Source organism: Algoriphagus boritolerans DSM 17298 = JCM 18970 (assembly GCF_900108085.1).
Classification (GTDB): Bacteria; Bacteroidota; Bacteroidia; order Cytophagales; family Cyclobacteriaceae; genus Algoriphagus; species Algoriphagus boritolerans.
This window is the reverse complement of the sequence record NZ_FNVR01000004.1, coordinates 152,811-169,452: the sequence shown is the minus strand read 5'-3', so window position 1 is coordinate 169,452 and position 16,642 is coordinate 152,811. Positions and strand designations below refer to the sequence as shown.

14 protein-coding genes are annotated in these 16,642 nt (G+C 44.5%); 3 read left to right on the top strand and 11 right to left on the bottom strand.

All coding sequences use genetic code 11. From position 1 onward, the window contains the following. Positions 1-88: 88 nt before the first annotated feature. Positions 89-490 (bottom strand): hypothetical protein, encoded by a 402-nt coding sequence (locus C4S61_RS06000; protein WP_103923870.1) that lies wholly within the window; start codon positions 488-490, stop codon positions 89-91. A gap of 542 nt (positions 491-1,032) precedes the next feature. Here C4S61_RS06000 and C4S61_RS05995 point away from each other — a divergent pair. Together C4S61_RS05995 and C4S61_RS05990 are read left to right on the top strand one after the other, a co-directional pair. Next, complete coding sequence (locus C4S61_RS05995; RefSeq protein ID WP_146064350.1) at positions 1,033-1,512, top strand: hypothetical protein; 480 nt, start codon at positions 1,033-1,035, stop codon at positions 1,510-1,512. A 55-nt stretch (positions 1,513-1,567) separates the two neighbouring features. After that, entirely contained in the window at positions 1,568-3,748 is a 2,181-nt protein-coding gene (locus C4S61_RS05990) for a TonB-dependent receptor family protein (protein WP_103923868.1), read from the top strand. Between the two features lie 237 nt (positions 3,749-3,985). Here C4S61_RS05990 and C4S61_RS05985 read toward each other — a convergent pair whose 3' ends face one another. The 5 genes from C4S61_RS05985 to C4S61_RS05965 form a co-directional block, all read right to left on the bottom strand. Next, entirely contained in the window at positions 3,986-7,081 is a 3,096-nt protein-coding gene (locus C4S61_RS05985) for an efflux RND transporter permease subunit (protein ID WP_103923867.1), read from the bottom strand. A gap of 12 nt (positions 7,082-7,093) precedes the next feature. Further along, the gene (locus C4S61_RS05980; RefSeq protein ID WP_103923866.1) at positions 7,094-8,611 is read right to left on the bottom strand and encodes an efflux RND transporter periplasmic adaptor subunit; all 1,518 of its coding nucleotides are present in this window, start codon (positions 8,609-8,611) and stop codon (positions 7,094-7,096) included. Positions 8,612-8,623: 12 nt separating this feature from the next. Next, positions 8,624-8,863 carry a hypothetical protein gene (locus C4S61_RS05975; protein ID WP_103923865.1) on the bottom strand — a complete coding sequence of 80 codons (240 nt, stop codon included), beginning with the start codon at positions 8,861-8,863 and terminating at the stop codon, positions 8,624-8,626. A gap of 21 nt (positions 8,864-8,884) precedes the next feature. Further along, on the bottom strand, positions 8,885-10,066 hold the full coding sequence (locus C4S61_RS05970; RefSeq protein ID WP_103923864.1) for a TolC family protein: 1,182 nt from the start codon (positions 10,064-10,066) through the stop codon (positions 8,885-8,887). Between the two features lie 80 nt (positions 10,067-10,146). Beyond that, positions 10,147-10,581 carry a hypothetical protein gene (locus C4S61_RS05965; RefSeq protein WP_146064349.1) on the bottom strand — a complete coding sequence of 145 codons (435 nt, stop codon included), beginning with the start codon at positions 10,579-10,581 and terminating at the stop codon, positions 10,147-10,149. A gap of 392 nt (positions 10,582-10,973) precedes the next feature. Here C4S61_RS05965 and C4S61_RS05960 point away from each other — a divergent pair, with 392 nt between their 5' ends. Continuing rightward, positions 10,974-11,174, top strand: a complete 201-nt coding sequence (locus C4S61_RS05960) for a hypothetical protein (RefSeq protein WP_103923862.1) — start codon at positions 10,974-10,976, stop codon at positions 11,172-11,174. A 14-nt stretch (positions 11,175-11,188) separates the two neighbouring features. Here C4S61_RS05960 and C4S61_RS05955 read toward each other — a convergent pair whose 3' ends face one another. From C4S61_RS05955 to C4S61_RS05925, 5 genes are all read right to left on the bottom strand, one after another. Next, entirely contained in the window at positions 11,189-11,440 is a 252-nt protein-coding gene (locus C4S61_RS05955; RefSeq protein ID WP_103923861.1) for a hypothetical protein, read from the bottom strand. Positions 11,441-11,892: 452 nt separating this feature from the next. Continuing rightward, a complete protein-coding gene (locus tag C4S61_RS05945; RefSeq protein WP_103923859.1) occupies positions 11,893-12,798 on the bottom strand; it encodes an ArdC family protein in 906 nt (301 codons plus the stop codon). A gap of 823 nt (positions 12,799-13,621) precedes the next feature. Beyond that, entirely contained in the window at positions 13,622-15,574 is a 1,953-nt protein-coding gene (locus C4S61_RS05935) for a heavy metal translocating P-type ATPase (RefSeq protein WP_103923857.1), read from the bottom strand. 13 nt (positions 15,575-15,587) lie between these two features. Further along, positions 15,588-16,205, bottom strand: coding sequence for a hypothetical protein (locus C4S61_RS05930; protein ID WP_103923856.1), 618 nt, complete (start codon positions 16,203-16,205; stop codon positions 15,588-15,590). Between the two features lie 15 nt (positions 16,206-16,220). After that, a complete protein-coding gene (locus C4S61_RS05925) occupies positions 16,221-16,589 on the bottom strand; it encodes a DUF3703 domain-containing protein (RefSeq protein ID WP_103923855.1) in 369 nt (122 codons plus the stop codon). Between the last annotated feature and the right edge of the window lie 53 nt (positions 16,590-16,642).

Sequence of the window (16,642 nt, the reverse complement as noted above, 5' to 3'; positions counted from 1 at the left end):
AACGATCCATGATTATTAAAATGAAAACAAAAGAAATTCTGCCTATTGAAACCTGGCGGTCAATAGGAAAAAGAAATGTAGGATGGTATTAAAGGATGAGTTTCCGGTATTGGAGAAAAATAGGTAAAGTACCGTAGATCTTTAAATTCCCGTAAAGGGGATGTGATTGTTCCTTGCAGAAAATATAACCTAGCAGGAAAAGAAAAGTGGCCGTTAATAGAAGGGCAGGCAATAAATCGTTTGCGCTGATAGAAATCTCCTGAGAGATTATTGTATCCGCAGTTTCACTGTAGAAACATTTTTCAACCCCGTATCCAGAGATAAGATTGGTTTTTTTAGCTGAGCCTTGTTCCGTATTGACCGGAATATCAGCCAGACTCAAAAGGCCGTTTTTGATTGGGCATGATGTTAACAACACCAAAAGCATAGCAGCGAATACAAAAAAGTCTCGCAACTTATTTTTGGAAATATTTTTTGCAGCCTTATTCATGAAGTGACAAAAGTAGGTTATTAATAGCTCTGCGCACATGAAAGGATTTCAGAATTAGCTATTTTTAACATGCATAATTTTTTCATGGTATGCTTGATCAAGCTGATTTAAGGACCATACTTTAACATTAAACATGCATTAACCAATCTATTTCCACTAGTAATTTTTTCACATTCAGTGATTTACATGCTTTCTTGCCCTCCCCTGGTTTCGCAGACCGAATTCAAAAATCGAAAAGGGTATGCCCCGACCCCACACAAAGAAAACTGAGTCAGGGGCTCTTCCCATTATCCGCAAAGGTAACCCGCTCCCATTCCGTCGAAAATTAGGCTTATCAGTTTTTTAAAAAATGAATGCGACCATTTTATTGACCGATTAGATGTTTAATTAAGACCTGATATTGATTTCAAAATCTGTTTTTTTATCTAAACTTATTTAAATTTACTTTAGCCTTCCCAATGAAAAAATCTGCCCCATTTGTTCTTCTAATCTGCTTTAGCCTATACCACCTCGGATTTTTTGCGGTGCAGTTCCTTATGCCTATGGCAATACATCAACATTGGGAAAATCAGATTTGGGAAAATGACGAAGACTTTCTTGAGGGAAAACTGATCCGAATTCCTTTTGCCATGCCGTATGGGCAGAATCAGGAAAACTTTCAAACGGTGAATTTCCAGATGGAAATTGAGGGAAAAGTGAACCGCGTAATAAAACAACGGTATTTTGAAGATCACCTGGAGGTAGTCGTGGTGAAGGATGAACTCCAAACGAAACTTAATGAACAAGTGAAACTCTGGATAGTTTCTCTCGCATCTGATCAGGGAGATTTTGAGGGGCCGCCTTTACAGAAAGTACTTTTAAAATCCTTCGCAAAAGACTTTGTCCCACGCGTACACGATTTCTCCCTTGCACCAAAACTTACCGAAATATTAATCCGGCATTTTTCTCCTTTTTTAGTCAGCATTCCGAAGGGAATCAAGGATATCCTACTGCTTCCTCCCCAGGGAATCCAGTTCTCTTGAATCTTTTTTCAGGGAAATAATCCCTGAATTTTCCCATCAATTATGACTTCTACTTATGAATTACAAGTATTATTTCTACTTGCTGATGGCCTATTGCTGCCTTTCAGGCAGAGTATATGCACAGCAAGACACTATTAAAACCTTATCTCTCGAAGAGATTAAAATCCAGAATTTCCGACTTCAAAACCCGGTCACCAGTCTCCCCTCAACGAATGGATTGATGATAATCGGAGGAAGGAAATCCGAAGTTATTTCCCTGAGCGGACTGGCTACTAATCTTGCAGAAAAGACAGGCCGTAGTCTTTTTGCAAAGATCCCTTCTGCATTTATTTATGACATGGATGGCACCGGCAATCAAATCAACCTCTCTGTAAGGGGATTAGATGGCCACCGCAGTTGGGAATTCAACGTGCGGCAAAACGGCGTAATGATCAATACCGATATCTATGGGTATCCTGCCAGTCACTATTCCATGCCAATAGAAGCGGTCGGGCAGATAGAATTGATTCGTGGAACCGCCGCACTTCAGTATGGTCAGCAGTTTGGTGGCATGCTCAATTACGTGCTCAAAAAACCCGATCCAAGCAGAAAGTTTAGCCTTGAAAACATCAGTTCCGCAGGTTCTTTTGGCCTCTTATCCAACTGCACCTCAATCGGAGGGACGGTAGGGAAGTTCAGCTATTTTGGGTACTACCAAAAGCGGAATTCCAATGGATACCGAGATAACGGAAAATCAGAGTCTGATGCTCAGCATGTGGAAATTTCGTATCAGTTTAATGATCGGCTAAAAGGCAAAGCAGAACTGAGCAGAAGTATCTTCTTGTACCAGATTCCAGGTCCGCTTACAGACGCACAATTTGAGCAAGACCCGACCCAAGCCACCCGGTCACGCAATTATTACAGTCCTGAAATCTGGGTACCGGCATTGACACTGGAAGGCAGATTGGCAGCTAATACAAGTTTCAGTTTGGTGGGAAGCGGGATATTTGGTCAGAGAAGTTCAGTCACTTTTGATGCACTTGCAAACGTGCCCGACACCATCAATAGTGCAACTTCTGAGTACGCTCCTAGAAATGTGGATATTGATAATTACCATACCCGGACTTTTGAGGCTAGAATTTTACATGGATATACATTAGGTTCTGTTAAAAATGATCTCTCAATTTCAGTTCGATATTTCAATAATTCCTTTGATCGCAGGCAAAGGGGAAAAGGGACGACTGGCACAGACTACGACCTGTCTGTTTTAGGAGATTTTCCCAGAGATATCAACTTGAAAAGTCAAAGCATTGCAGCATCACTGGAAAACCAATTTCACTTAAATGACCGATTTTCAATTTCACCTGGATTACGGATAGAGAATGGAAGTTCAGCAATGAGCGGAACTATCAGTTATGTGGAAGCAGAGCAGGTGCCTCAGGAGATAGAATATGATTTCGTGACTTTGGGGATAAACGCCAATTATCAGTTTTCGCCTTCCAATCGTTTGTATGGAGGAATTTCCCAAGCCAACAGACCAGTTCTGTTTCAGGATATAATTCCCGGAAATCCTCTTACTATAATCAACCCAAACCTTACACATAGCTTTGGATACAATTCGGAAATTGGCTGGGAAACCAGCCCTAAGGAGTCAATGCATTTAAACGCCACCTTATTTTACACATTTATAGGCAACCGCATAGGTAATATTTTAGTGGAGCAAGATGGAACAACTTTGGTTCAAAAAAGTAATATTGGAGACAGTGGAACGGCCGGGGTTGAACTCCTTTGGGACTGGGAATTTCTGAAGAACGATCGCTTTTCCCTTTCCTTTTATACTTCATCGAGTTGGATGCGGGCTCGATATCTTAATGGTTTAGTGGCCGGATCGGAAGGAAATGAAGAAATTATAGGGAATTATGTAGAGGCTGTTCCTGAGTGGATCAGCAGAAACGGGCTAACCGCTTCCTATGGTTCTTTACAATTGGCTCTACAGCATCAGTTTGTAAGCGAATCTTTTTCCGACGCACTCAATACAAAAAGTCCACCTCCATCAGGTGCAGTGGGTTTGGTTCCTTCTTATCACATTTGGGATCTTCAGGGAATTTATACCTATGAAAACCTGACTTTGCGGGCAAGTTTTCAGAATATTTTCGACAACTCCTATTTCACAAAAAGACCTCAAATGTATCCGGGACCAGGCATATGGTCGTCTGATGGAAGAAGTCTTGTTCTTTCAATTGGACTAAAAATATAAGTTGACAGTCAAAAATCTATCGACAATTTAAGTTCGAATCAATCGAAAAGAAAAAGGATTAATTGTTTTATTCTAAATATAATTCTCCAGCCGATACTTTTGTTTGATTTCAACTTTCGTTGATAAGGAAACTTAAAATTCAAAGAGAGGTCATTTCTGACCTCTCTTTTATAGTATTCCTTTCGTTCTGGTCTGAATTAGGTTTGTGGAGTTGCCTCTTTCTGTGAACGAATCAATTTACCCACTCACATTTCCAGGTTTTGGCAGCGAAAGCTCATATACACAAGGAATCACAATCAGGTTCAACACCGTAGCGGATATCAGACCCCCTAAAATCACCACAGCCATCGGGCTTTGAATCTCGTTTCCTGGTTCACTGCCATTTATAACCAATGGGATCAAAGCCAAGCCGGTGGTAAAGGCGGTCATCAGAATCGGGTTGAGTCGATCCAATGCTCCGTGCTTCAGCAATTCCCATCCTTGTAACCCTTCTTTTCTCAGGTCTTCGTATCGGGAAACCAACAGGATTCCGTTACGGGTGGCGATACCAAACAAGCTGATAAAACCGATAGTCGCTGCGATGCTGATGATTCCCGAGGTAAAATACAGAATCAAAATTCCTCCGATCAAAGCCAATGGGAGGTTGATCAGCACAATGGCAGACAGCTTGGTATCCTGGAATTCATAATACAGCAGCAAGAAGATTACCAAAAGCGCCAGGAATGCAGTAATCAACAGCAGTTGAGAAGCTTTTGCTTCGCTTTCAAACTGTCCATCGTAAACCACACGATACCCTACAGGAAGTTGGATTTCAGAGTTGATGACCTCCTGAATATCATTCACCACACCCCGAAGGTCTCTGTTTTGCACGTTGGCGGCAATGACAATGTGCCGCTGTACGTTTTCCCTGCTGACCGAATTGGCACTGCTGACAGAGGAGACCGTCGCCAACTGGTTTAGCGGCAATTGCCCGCCCTCAGGCAGTTGGATCAAAGCACGCAGGATTGCATCCATGGAGTTTCTTGATTCCTTTTCAAACCGTACCATCAGGTCAAAGTAAAACTGGCCTTCGTAGATTTCCCCAGCTTTCTCTCCGGCAAAAGCCACGTCCGCCTGATTCATCAAATCCCCGACCGTCATCCCATAGGCTGCAAGCATCTGTCGGTTTGGAGTAATCCGGATTTGGGGAACTTCAATCTGCTGGTCAACTGCCACATCGGCAATACCTTCGACGGAGCGAATCTGGGTTTCGATATTCTTGCCGATTTCAAAGAGTTTGGGAAGATCATCCCCGAAAACCTTGACTGCAATATTCGCACGGGTACCGGAAAGCATGTGGTCAATCCGGTGGGCGATGGGTTGCCCGAGGGTGATGTTGATCCCCGGTACTACACTGAGTTTGGTTCGGACTTCTTCGAAAAACTGCTCTTTGGTTTTCCCATCCAAGGTGAACGGCACGTCGATTTCTGCCGCATTTACACCCTGGGCATGCTCATCCAACTCTGCACGGCCTGTTCTTCGGGTGACTACTTCGACCTCCGGCATTTCCAGAAGCAAGGTTTCGATCATCTTCCCGGCCTTGTTGCTTTCCTCCAAGGACATTCCCGGAACTCCGACTGCGGAAATCACCAGTGAACCTTCGTTGAACTCAGGCAGGAAACTTCTTCCCAGCTGTGACATCAGTACCAAACTCAACAAAAAAGCTCCCACAGTCAATCCAAGGATCAGTTTTGGGAAGGCAAGCGCTTTTTCAAGAACACTTGCATATTGCTTTCGAAGCCATCGCTCTACTTTGGTCCCTTCCGCCCGTTTCATGAGTACTTTATCATCCTTCAGCAGGAAAGAACACAGGACTGGCGTGAGCGTAACTGCCACCACCAAGGAAGTCATAACCGAGGTGATAAAGGCGATCCCAAGCGGCTGAAGTAATCTGCCTTCCATCCCACTGAGGAAGAACAGCGGTACAAACGACACGATGATAATCAGGGTGGCGATGATGATGGAGCTGCGGATTTCCATCGAAGCATCCTTGACCACTTGGAGAATAGGAAGTCTTTCGGCCAAGGGTTTTCGGATGTTTTCCCTCAATCGCTTGAAAACGTTCTCCACATCAATGATTGCATCATCTACCAAGGCTCCAATCGCGATAGCCATCCCACCCAAACTCATGGTATTGATGGTGTATCCCAAAAGCTGAAGGACAATGATCGTCACCAGCAGGGAAATCGGAATGGCAAGGAGGGAAATCAAGGTTGTCCGCCAATTCATCAGGAAGATGAAAAGCACCAGAATCACGAAGAAAGCTCCTTCCAACAGGGTCTGGTTCAGATTAGAAATGGACGCTTCGATAAAGTCCGATTGACGGAAGATCCTGCTTTGGATATCCACTCCTTTCGGCAAAGTGGTTCTCAAATCCTCTACTGCGGCATCCAGGCGTTCGGTCAGTTCCAGGGTGTTGACTTCAGGCTGTTTCGAAATCGTCATAATCACTGCCGGTTCTGCATTGAGCGAACCGTCTCCGATTTTGTCCGCAGCTCCGATTTTTACTTCGGCAACATCCCTGATCCTTATCGTCTGACCATTGACCTGTTTTAGGACCGCTTCTTCCAGCTGATCCACGGCATAAGCTCTTCCGTTTCCCTTGATCAAGTATTGGTTGCCGTACTCGTTCAGAAATCCTCCCGGAGCGTTTTGGTTGCTTTCTTTTACTTTTTGAAAAAGCTCTTCCAAACCCACCCTATAGTATTTCAGCTTCTCGGGATTGGCCAGGACCTGATACTGTTTGTAATCGCCACCGATGACTACCACATTGGCGATCCCGCCAATGGACTTGATCCTGGGTCTGATCGTCCAGTCTGCCAGAGTTCTCAGTTCCATCGGAGAAAGACTGTCCGATCGAATACCCAAGAGCATGATTTCTCCCATGATCGAAGAGATAGGAGCCATCGTAGGCGTACCCACTCCCTCCGGCAGTACTTCCTGCACCATTGGGATTCGTTCACTCACGATTTGCCTCGCTCTGTAAATATCTGTTCCCCATTCAAATTCTACCCAAACGATGGAAATACCAGCTGCTGAGGAGGAACGGATTCGTCTTACGTTCGGAGAACCGTTGAGTGCGGTCTCCAATTGGTAAGTCACCAATTTCTCCACCTCTTCGGATTCCATGCCGTGAGCTTCGGTCAAAATCGTAACTGTCGGCGCTGTCAAATCCGGAAACACGTCCACATTCATCGTCCGGGCCAAAAACAGCCCAGCCACGCTCAATAATACCGCTGCCAACAAAACCAGAAATCGGTTTTGAAGGGAAAATGATAAAATCCTGTTTAGCATTGGTTCGACGGCTTAGTGTGCATGACCGTGTGCGGGTGCCTGACCTGACATGGATGCCATTTTCACCTGATAAGCTCCCCTGGTTACCACTACTTCTCCCGGTTTCAGTCCGTTTAAAACTTCCACTTCGGACCCGTTTTTCTTACCGACTTGGATATTTCTCCTTTCAAAACTTTCACCGGAAAGCTGTACGATGACAGAGTACTGACCGTAATCTTCTAGGAGCGCTGCGGAGGGAATCGCCGTTCCGTTGGCAGGAATACCCACAGCCAACTGAGCTTCGGTAAAGCTTCCCTCAGGCATTTCTACTCCTTCATTGACTTCGGCAAAAACCGAGAGAAGCGGCTGGTCAGCTTCAACTTCCTTGCCCACGGAAAGGACTTTCCCACCTTTTGCCTTCAGGCTTGACCAGTTGTTTGGACTGGTTTGGTAGAAAATATCCTGTAGTTGTTGGAGTTGGGAAAAGTAGGCCGGGCTCACCCGGACTTCAAGCAGACTGCTTTTGTGGCTGGTTACCGAAAAAAGGGCCGCACCCTGATTCACAAACTGCCCGTTTTGAGCCTGTATGGATTTGATGTATCCGTCGATCGGAGAAATGATCTGCTTTCCCGAACCGGTATAGCCACTGCTTAGCGTTTCAAAGTTAGCTTTGGCAATCATATAGCGCTGCTCCACTCTTTCAAACTCCGCTTTGGGGACAATCTTGGCTTCGAACAGCTCCTTTTTTCGCAAATATTCCGACTGAGCCTGCTCAAATTCTGCTTTGGCCTTTTGGATTTCGGTGTCAAGATTTCCGGTGGTCAACCCAGCCCCACTGACCGTCATGAGCACTTGGCCTTTTCGGACTGGACTGCCTTCCGTAAGCATCCCTTTGGCAAAGCTTACGCTTCCACTGGCAGGGGCGATCAGAGTTTGGTAATCCGAAGGAGCTACTTTCCAAACTCCAGAGGTCGGGATGATATCCAAAATCTCTTTTTCCATCACCGGAGCAGTTTGAAAGTCCATTTTCCAAGCCTGTTCTTTCAGAAAAGAAATGGCGTTGGCATTTTCAGCAGCCACGGGTACACCCTGGACTGCATCTTCAACCGATGCAAAAACCTGCACGTTGCCGACTTCGATCCGGTCAGAATAGTCCGGAGTCTTCAGTTCAAAGACCAAGCGGTATTCACCTGCTTCTTTGGGCTGCAAGGTTGGTGTAAAAATCCCCTGGGAGGAAGGAGCATCCGCGGTGCTTCGGATTCCTTTGTCACCCTTGATCAGATTGACAGTCACAGAACCCTCACGAACGGGTTGATGCCGGTCCAAAACCGTGAAATGTGCGGCAAATCGACTGGGTTGGCCAACCACCAATGCCGGGAATTCAACAAAAAGCTCCGTCTGTCCAGTCCAAATTGTAAAGTTCAAAGCTGGGACAGCACCCTCCTCATGAGAGTGCTCTTCACCATCCTCATGGCTGTGTGCTTCTTGTTCTTCTGCTGACTGGCAAGCCGTGATCAGCAGAAATAATGTCATCATATATATCAATCGCATACCTCTGAGTTTTTAGTGATCCTTGTGTTTTTCTCCGTCCTCATGGGTATGAGTACCGGTGGTATCTTGGACTGTAAATTCTTCCTGAGAAGTTGTATCGTGGCTATGATCTCCGTCCTCGTGGCTATGTTCCTCATCGACATGCTCATGGGAGTCTGGCCCATGCTCATGCGCTTGTTCTTCGGTTGATTTTTTGCCACAGGCAAGGGCAAGTACCAAGGTAGATGCGATTAGAATTTTTGAAGTTTTCATAATGTCGTTGTTTTGGATGTTTTAGAGTTGATGTTTGAGTATGGAGGTATGTGATTGATATAGTTGATGTTGCATTTCCAGGAATGTGTCAAACGCTTGACGGAAGAACTGGATTTCCTGAAAGTATTGGAGAAAAGACAACTCCCCCAGCTGGTAGGCTTGCAGTAACAGTTCTTCTGAATCCAGTGCCGTCAAGGTGCTCTGATACTCTGTGAATTTTGCCCGGAGAAGTGTGTAGTTCCTGTATTCCCGATCGAATTGAGCCCTTGCGAGATTGACTTTGGACAAGCTGTTTTGGGCTTGGAACTCCACCTGAGATTGGGCAGCTTTTACCTTACCCCGACTACCCCAAAGCGGAATAGTCAAACCACCGTAGATTCCTGAATAATAGGAACCCATGACTCCCTGCCTATTGAATCCTGCCGCCAGGTTGGGTAAAACCTTGTTCTTTTCCAGTTGAAGACTTTGCTGGGCAAGCAATTCTTCCTGCTGGATTTGTAGAAGCTGGGGTTCTGACTTTAGCTTTTCCGTCCAGATGCTATCCGAATCCGTCAACCCTGCGAAGACTGGATATTCCTCAGGGATAGCAGTGATCGATGTTCCTCCGTTCAGGTTTTCCAGTTGCCCTTTTAGGTTTTGAATCTGGTTTTCAAGTTGCTGGACAGCGAACTGCTGTTGCAGCCAAGCCACTTTAGCCTTGTTAAGCTCAAGAATACCCACCTCCTCTTTCTGGAAAAGTTGATTCACCTGATCAAAAACTGTTTTGGCTTGTTCGGTTCGGGATGTAAAGACGTCCAGTTTTTTGGAAATCAGGATCAACTCAAGCGCATAAGCCTGGGCCGAGCCAAGAATCTCTTGTCGCCTGGCCTTATACTCAAGTTCATATTGAGATACTTGCTGATTGATCAGGTTTTTCCTCGAGCTATAGACCGTGGGAAATTCGAAGGATTGGGTGATCTGGTATTCGGTATAATCTCCAGTAATGTTCTCACCGAAAGGCAGGTAAAAGATTCCCACTTCCGGATCAGGAAGATTGTTGCCTGACAGAAGTTCAAATCTTTTACCTTCCAGGGCAGTTGAAAGCGCCTGGAGTTCTAGGTTGTTTTGTTCGACTTGTTGTAACAGTTCTTCCAAACTGGTCTGGGAATAGCCCCGCCAGGATAGCAGAAACAGACAACCTGCGAACAGGATGTTTTTTAACATGTGATGTTGGTTTTGGCTAAAACACGGAATTGAAGCGCATTTGATAGCGCCAAGGCATGAAGGAATGTTCCTCCACTAGTTTAGCCTAGAGCAGGTGGACCCCGTAAGGATTTACAGGAAAAAAATGGGGGATCGAGATCGGGATCCTCCTGATTCTTGAGCTTATCATGCTCAATGTTCGGTAGGATCGGTGGATCCTGAATTGAAATAATGGCAACCTCCACAATCTTCCGCTGATCCTTTTTGATCAGGTCGGATTTTTCGTGGTTTACCGTGATGGTTTGTGGTAAATGATTGGAGTGGGTGTGATTCTGAAAGAACAGATCAATGAGGTACTTTTTCTCCGCACTTTCCTCATCGTGACCGTGGTGATGATCATGTGAGTGGCTTGCTTGAGCTCCATGGTGAGAATGTTCTTCATGCTCGTGGTGAACATGTGGTAAAGCCGTATGCATCAGCATCATCCAAAGGATGAGCAGCATGGAGTTGGCTTTTATGGAAAGTGCGAGTCTCACGTTTTCAAATATAGGGATTTAAAAATTTGGATTTATTTATCAACCTGCTGATAAAATAACACTCTTGCAAAAAAGAATTCACTTTCAGGGTAATGGAGGCTAGTTAAGCTAGAAGGTGGGATAAATTTAAAGTCAAGAAAAATGCAATTCTTGCATTGAAGAAGTTACCTGTACCCTTACCAAGGGACCAAGGTATAACTAGGTTAATAATAAGTTTTTGGATAATACTAACCCTAAATAATTTATTCATTAAGTCCCTAAAATTTTCATGCTTTGAATCTCAAACTTGGTCTATTTTTATATAAATACATCTTTATTTATTTACACCAATAAGCTAAACTACTTTGATTCAAAACCGTAAAGTAGTATGTTGAATATCAAACCATCTGATTATGTGGTCAGTCATAAAATTTTTAGGAACCATTTTCATCAGCTTCATAGCAATGATTGGAGCATTAGGATCAGATAATCCTTTTCCGCTTTTTGCGGTTGCATGGGGGATTTGGATACTTTATATCGTAAGCCTACGGACAAAGAGAAAAAAGGAGTTGGACAGAGAGCGGCTAATCCGGGAAATTTTGGATAAGCTTTAAATACAGCAAAAATTTTAAATAGGCATCCCCTTTTCCCTTAATTCCCTCAAGCAGGCTGCTAGTTTGATTTCATCTCCCTCGTCGATTGATGAAATCGCTAACAAACACAATTCCTTTAGGCGGCGTCCAGCTGAAAGCCGCTCATAAGGCAACTTCAAATTAGTGAGACAAATTCTTTTAATCTTCATGCGGATACGCACCTCCAAGGTCACCAATTCCTCCCGGAGACGCTCTTCTTCTAATGTTAATTTTTTTGACAAATTCATGTCAATATTTTAAATACTCGAAATCACTATGGCAAGAATTACTCCCTTTAAAAAAGTGACAAGGTTTTCAAAGTTTATCGAATGGGGATTTCTAACCAAAACTTATAGCCAGTTAGTTTTCTAGATTCCACATCCATCTTTTGGCAGCTAGTTTCCAATCTCCAATTCGATCACCGAATTGCGAACGCCAAAAAGTGGACCGATGAAAATAAAAGAAAATATCTCCTTCTTCTATTTCGAATCTGTGAGTTGAGAAATACAGCCTGACTTGATTTAAAGTAGGTATCCTGCAACCTGATTTTATCCATTTTTTTGCTCCCTTACTCATGTTCTTTTTTATTAAGTGGAGCAATAAACTTCCTGTAAGAATTTCTCTATTTCTCAGAAGTACCACCGGAGGTGGTCAATTTTTAGAGGATAGATCAAAGGAAAAAATGAGTAAAAAAGGGGGATCACTCCTCCCCCTTCTGGTCAATTCCAAGAATATAATTCGCTGCTTGATGTGCCTTTTGGGCAGCATAGATCAACATTTTTGGATCTTCCTGTAATGGCTTAAACCATCCTTTCAGATAGGCCAAGGAGTTTTTGAAATTGGCATCCTTGATTCCTGCAAGTGCATTCAGAAAACTGGCTCCCATTTCGGCAATCAATTCCTCTTTTGAATATTCCACCGAACCAAAGCCAACCAAAGCCGGTCTTTCTGCAAATCTTCCTAATCTGCTAGAATGGCCACTGCTATGGATCATCTCATGAAAAAGTACAGAATAATATTGCTCGTCACCTTTGAAGGATTCCTTATCCGGCATATTGATAAAATCTCTGGAAGGGCTATAAAATGCCTCGTCTCCTTCATGAACAATATTCGGACAGGTGGTATAACCTGAAATGATGGATTCGCAAGTTTCGATTGGGGAAAAAACCCTTTCCTCAGTACCTTCAATGGAAAAATCGATTCCTTCTATCTGATCGATGTTGAAAACCGTCCAGATAAAGGGGGTAAACTTTCTTCCAAAAAGATCCTCGTTTTCTCCTTCTTCATTGGAAGCCTTTCCTTTTACAAACTTGGAAATCTTCCAGAATACGACTTTAGAACCTTTTTCATCCTTTTTGACATTTCCGCCAAGGTGTTTTGCCTGATTGTAGGTCAGAAAATAAGGACTTTTGAATTTCTTGGAGATGGTAACCCAAGCCAGCCAAAGTGCATTGAATCCCAAATAAGGACGGTTCGAAGCATAATTCTTCGGAGAGTTTTTAGGACTCCATACTTGTTCCCAAGTAAGGTTTTCATTTTGGATACCTTCGATGATTTCGTTGGTAACGGTTTCCGCTAATTGGTTGAAATTTTCCCAAGTCTTCATGGTTGCAGAGTTTTAGAGTGTGACAGAAAAGGATTGATAAAGAGATTATTTAGTTGTTCATCAGTCACATAAAGCCCGGTTATATCCAAGGATATTAGGAAGATCGACCCGACACTTAAACTGAGATTTTTCCCGAGTACAAGGGGTAATTTTTTGGGAGTGAAGGGCGATATGTGGGCGTGAAGTGACATTTTTTTTATCCACTGGTATTGAGGTTCTGACCGACATGCAACCCATAGAGTGTGGTTCTGCATAGGGCAAAAGCCTGGGATAAAAAACTGGGAGGCAGTCCGTAGGAGACCCTGTTTTTTAGCTCAGGGCGGAGCGCACTTTTGACTGTTGCAGGTTCGCACTCAACCTTTGCATCGTCGTGTCATACACCGAAGACCGGGGGATTGAGAAGAAAAAAATGGAACGGAGCGCTCACCGACCGAAACGGACAAAAATCTCGATGTACTCGGAAGAAAAATCGGAAACAGGCTTGCCCCCTAAAGGAGGCTCGGGCTACGGCTTCACGAAACGGCCTTCCCGAGTCCCAGGCTTGCCGGGACTTAGAGAAGAGTAAGTGGAGTGAAGCGGTAGCCGTGGGGAGTGAAAGCCCTTTCCTAGAGTGGAGAGAAAGGAGCTGTCATTTGAAAAATGGCTCGAATGAATCGGAACGAAAGGAGTGGGCGAAACGGGGGAAATGACTTAGGGATGTTATTGGAAATCCATTTGAAAAGGAGTCTTTAACTTCAACCGATTGAAGGTAACCCAACCTTAGGAATGCCAACCTTCAGCTAAAGAAAAAGAGGATCGTATCTACACCTGATTGAACTTTGAGTTAAGAGCGCTGTATCCTTACCGCATTCAAAATTGCCAGCAATGCCACTCCTACGTCGGCAAAGACTGCTTCCCACATGGTGGCAAGGCCTCCGGCTCCCAGTGCCAGTACAATGACCTTCACTCCAAATGCCAGACCGATATTTTGCCATACGATCCGTTTAGTCTGTTTGCCCAACTGAATAGCAGTAGCAATTTTTGAGGGCTGGTCAGTCTGAATAACCACATCGGCTGTCTCAATGGCTGCATCACTACCCAAACCACCCATTGCAATTCCCACATCTGCCAGAGCAAGGACAGGAGCATCGTTGATACCGTCCCCCACAAAAGCAATGACACGGCTGGTATCCTTTTTCAATTCTTCTACTTTCTCCACCTTCTGCTCCGGTAACAGATCACCAAACGCTTTATCTATTCCGAGGGATTTTGCCACTTGCTGGGTCACTGCATCCTTGTCTCCTGACAGCATAATCAGTTCCCGAACTCCTAATTGATGTAGCCCCTTGATCGCCTGAGCAGCATCTTCTTTGAGTTCATCCGCGATCACTATATATCCCGCATATTTTTGGTCTACTGCTACATGGATAACGGTATTGACCTCCCCGGCTGCATCTCTATGGGTAACTATCCCTTCCCTGTCCAGCAGTTTTTGATTGCCGACCAGGACATGCTTGCCATTTACTGTTCCTTTCAGGCCGTGCCCGGCAATTTCCTCCTGTTGCTCAGGTTCTGAAATCTTCCCTCCTTGCTTTTTAGCATACTCTGTAATGGCTTTTGCGATGGGATGGGTGGATTTGCTTTCCATTGCTGCTGCCAGACAAAGCCAATCTATTGTGATTCCTTTCATGGTCACGGCTTTCTGAACTTCAAACACTCCCTTGGTAAGCGTGCCTGTTTTGTCCATCACCACGGTATTTACACTGGTCATGATGTCAAGAAAGTTGGAACCCTTAAACAGTATTCCTTTACGTGAGGCTGCTCCAATGCCTCCGAAATAACCAAGTGGAATAGAAATGACCAACGCACAGGGGCAAGAGATCACCAAAAAGATCAATGCCCGGTAAAGCCATTCTTCAAACAAATAGTTTTCCACAAAGAGATAAGGCAGAAAGGCCAATCCAACTGCCAAAAAAGTAACGATTGGAGTGTAAACCCGTGCAAACTTACGTATGAACTGTTCAGTTTTTGCCTTGCGTGAGGTGGCGTTCTGGACTAGCTCAAGGATTCGGGCAATTGAACTTTCGTTGAACCGTCTGTTCACTTTCAAATCAATCAGCCGGTCGAGATTCACCATCCCAGCCAGTACATTTTCTCCTTGGTTATAGGTCGCAGGTTTGCTTTCGCCAGTCAACGCGGAGGTATTGAAACTGCCTTTTTCACTGATCATTTCCCCATCGAGGGGTACTTTTTCTCCAGGTTTAACCTGTATGGTTTCCCCAATTTGTACTTCCTCAGGGTGTACAGACACCGTTTGCCCATCTCTATAAACAGTAGCCGAATCTGGGCGGATGTCCAGCAGGGCTTTGATGTTTCGCTTGGCCCGGTTCACGGCCGCATCCTGAAACAACTCACCGATGGCATAGAAAAGCATTACTGCCACCGCCTCTGGATATTCACCTATGGCAAAAGCCCCCAGTGTGGCTACCCCCATTAGGAAAAACTCAGTAAATACATCACCTTTTATGATGGACTTCCAACCTTTGACCAATACCGGCCATCCCACTGGCAAATAGGCCAGCACATACCAGCCAATGCGGATCCATCCCTGGAAAAACGCAGGCTGTCCCCACTGGTCAGTGGCTATTCCAGCAAGTAGCATGACAAAGCTCACCATACCACTTCCCCAAGTTTGCAGGAAAGTTGGGGAGGTTTTTTCCTCTTCTGTTTTTGGTTTGCCTGGATGCTGGTCAGTGCTGCAGCAGGCTTTATCGTCTAAGTGATTTGTATTAGTCATCGTCTAATCTGTTTTAATCTGTGAAAAAGGAAATGATGCCAGTGAGAATAAGTATGCCACCGGAAATCAGTCCTGCATTATGTTCCAATTTGTGCCAATTGAATCGGTGTAGCCCTTTTTGGGCTAGGAAAACCCAAAAAGTAATCCCTAACACGGAAACGATAGTGTAAAGCAATCCCACAGCCAGGATCATCGGAAAGCCGTGAGTTCCTGCCATAAGGAAATAGGCTTCAATCTCCAAACAGGGCGAAAGAAACATGGTGAATACCAGCAAGGTCACAACCTGCGCTGCACCTGCTTTTTCCAGTTTTTGTTTTTCAACAATATGAAAGTGGTGGTGACGATGGTGTTGAATGACAAAATATATGCCTATGGAAATAAGTAATGTAGGAATGACCCAACGGGTGTAACTGTGTAGCTTTTCAGAAAGTGACAAGCTGAACAAACCCAAAAACACTCCTAACAAAAAGGTACTCAGCGAGTGAGCCAAAGCTGCCATCGCCGCAATGCGAACAGTCTTGATTCCCTCCCATCCAAACTTTTCTTTCAGGGCCAACACCGGCAGCCAATGGCTGGGAATCAGTCCGTGAAGGAGGCTGAGCATAATGGTGCCGGTGAGTAGAGCGGTCATTTTTTAAAGGTTATTTTATTTTTTATACTGATGTATTATTGCCTTCAGATCTGTCGGTATTTCCATGGGCAAGAGTGGCGGAACATTGGCTCCCCCAGTATTCCCTATAGGTACTTTCCCTACAAAGGATTTTACTCCACCTACAAAGAGCCTGAGAATCTGCCCCCGTATTTCCTTCCAGTCTTTGATTTTAAAACCAAACTGAAGCATGAGCCAATGCACCTCAGAGTGCTGGTATGGATAGGGCTGACCAAGGATGTGAGCCCACTCCAGATGCTGCCAAGCTTCCTGTAAAAAACTCTTCCCCAGTTTATCATGATATGCATCCAGTTCTTTTTGATAATGTGGCTTTAAGTCTTTCGGCATGGTGGTGTTAAATTTCATATGTGTATAATCATCCTAGGGTGTGAGGTTTTCCTTGATGCTCGGTTTCATTT

What these genes read in the sequence shown, in the direction of transcription:
- C4S61_RS06000 (WP_103923870.1), bottom strand. Translation starts at nt 490, where the DNA reads ATGAATAAGGCTGCAAAAAATATTTCCAAAAATAAGTTGCGAGACTTT.
- C4S61_RS05935 (WP_103923857.1), bottom strand. Translation starts at nt 15,574, where the DNA reads ATGACTAATACAAATCACTTAGACGATAAAGCCTGCTGCAGCACTGAC.
- C4S61_RS05945 (WP_103923859.1), bottom strand. Translation starts at nt 12,798, where the DNA reads ATGAAGACTTGGGAAAATTTCAACCAATTAGCGGAAACCGTTACCAAC.
- C4S61_RS05930 (WP_103923856.1), bottom strand. Translation starts at nt 16,205, where the DNA reads ATGACCGCTCTACTCACCGGCACCATTATGCTCAGCCTCCTTCACGGA.
- C4S61_RS05995 (WP_146064350.1), top strand. Translation starts at nt 1,033, where the DNA reads ATGGCAATACATCAACATTGGGAAAATCAGATTTGGGAAAATGACGAA.
- C4S61_RS05970 (WP_103923864.1), bottom strand. Translation starts at nt 10,066, where the DNA reads ATGTTAAAAAACATCCTGTTCGCAGGTTGTCTGTTTCTGCTATCCTGG.
- C4S61_RS05960 (WP_103923862.1), top strand. Translation starts at nt 10,974, where the DNA reads ATGTGGTCAGTCATAAAATTTTTAGGAACCATTTTCATCAGCTTCATA.
- C4S61_RS05980 (WP_103923866.1), bottom strand. Translation starts at nt 8,611, where the DNA reads ATGCGATTGATATATATGATGACATTATTTCTGCTGATCACGGCTTGC.
- C4S61_RS05985 (WP_103923867.1), bottom strand. Translation starts at nt 7,081, where the DNA reads ATGCTAAACAGGATTTTATCATTTTCCCTTCAAAACCGATTTCTGGTT.
- C4S61_RS05975 (WP_103923865.1), bottom strand. Translation starts at nt 8,863, where the DNA reads ATGAAAACTTCAAAAATTCTAATCGCATCTACCTTGGTACTTGCCCTT.
- C4S61_RS05925 (WP_103923855.1), bottom strand. Translation starts at nt 16,589, where the DNA reads ATGAAATTTAACACCACCATGCCGAAAGACTTAAAGCCACATTATCAA.
- C4S61_RS05990 (WP_103923868.1), top strand. Translation starts at nt 1,568, where the DNA reads ATGAATTACAAGTATTATTTCTACTTGCTGATGGCCTATTGCTGCCTT.
- C4S61_RS05955 (WP_103923861.1), bottom strand. Translation starts at nt 11,440, where the DNA reads ATGAATTTGTCAAAAAAATTAACATTAGAAGAAGAGCGTCTCCGGGAG.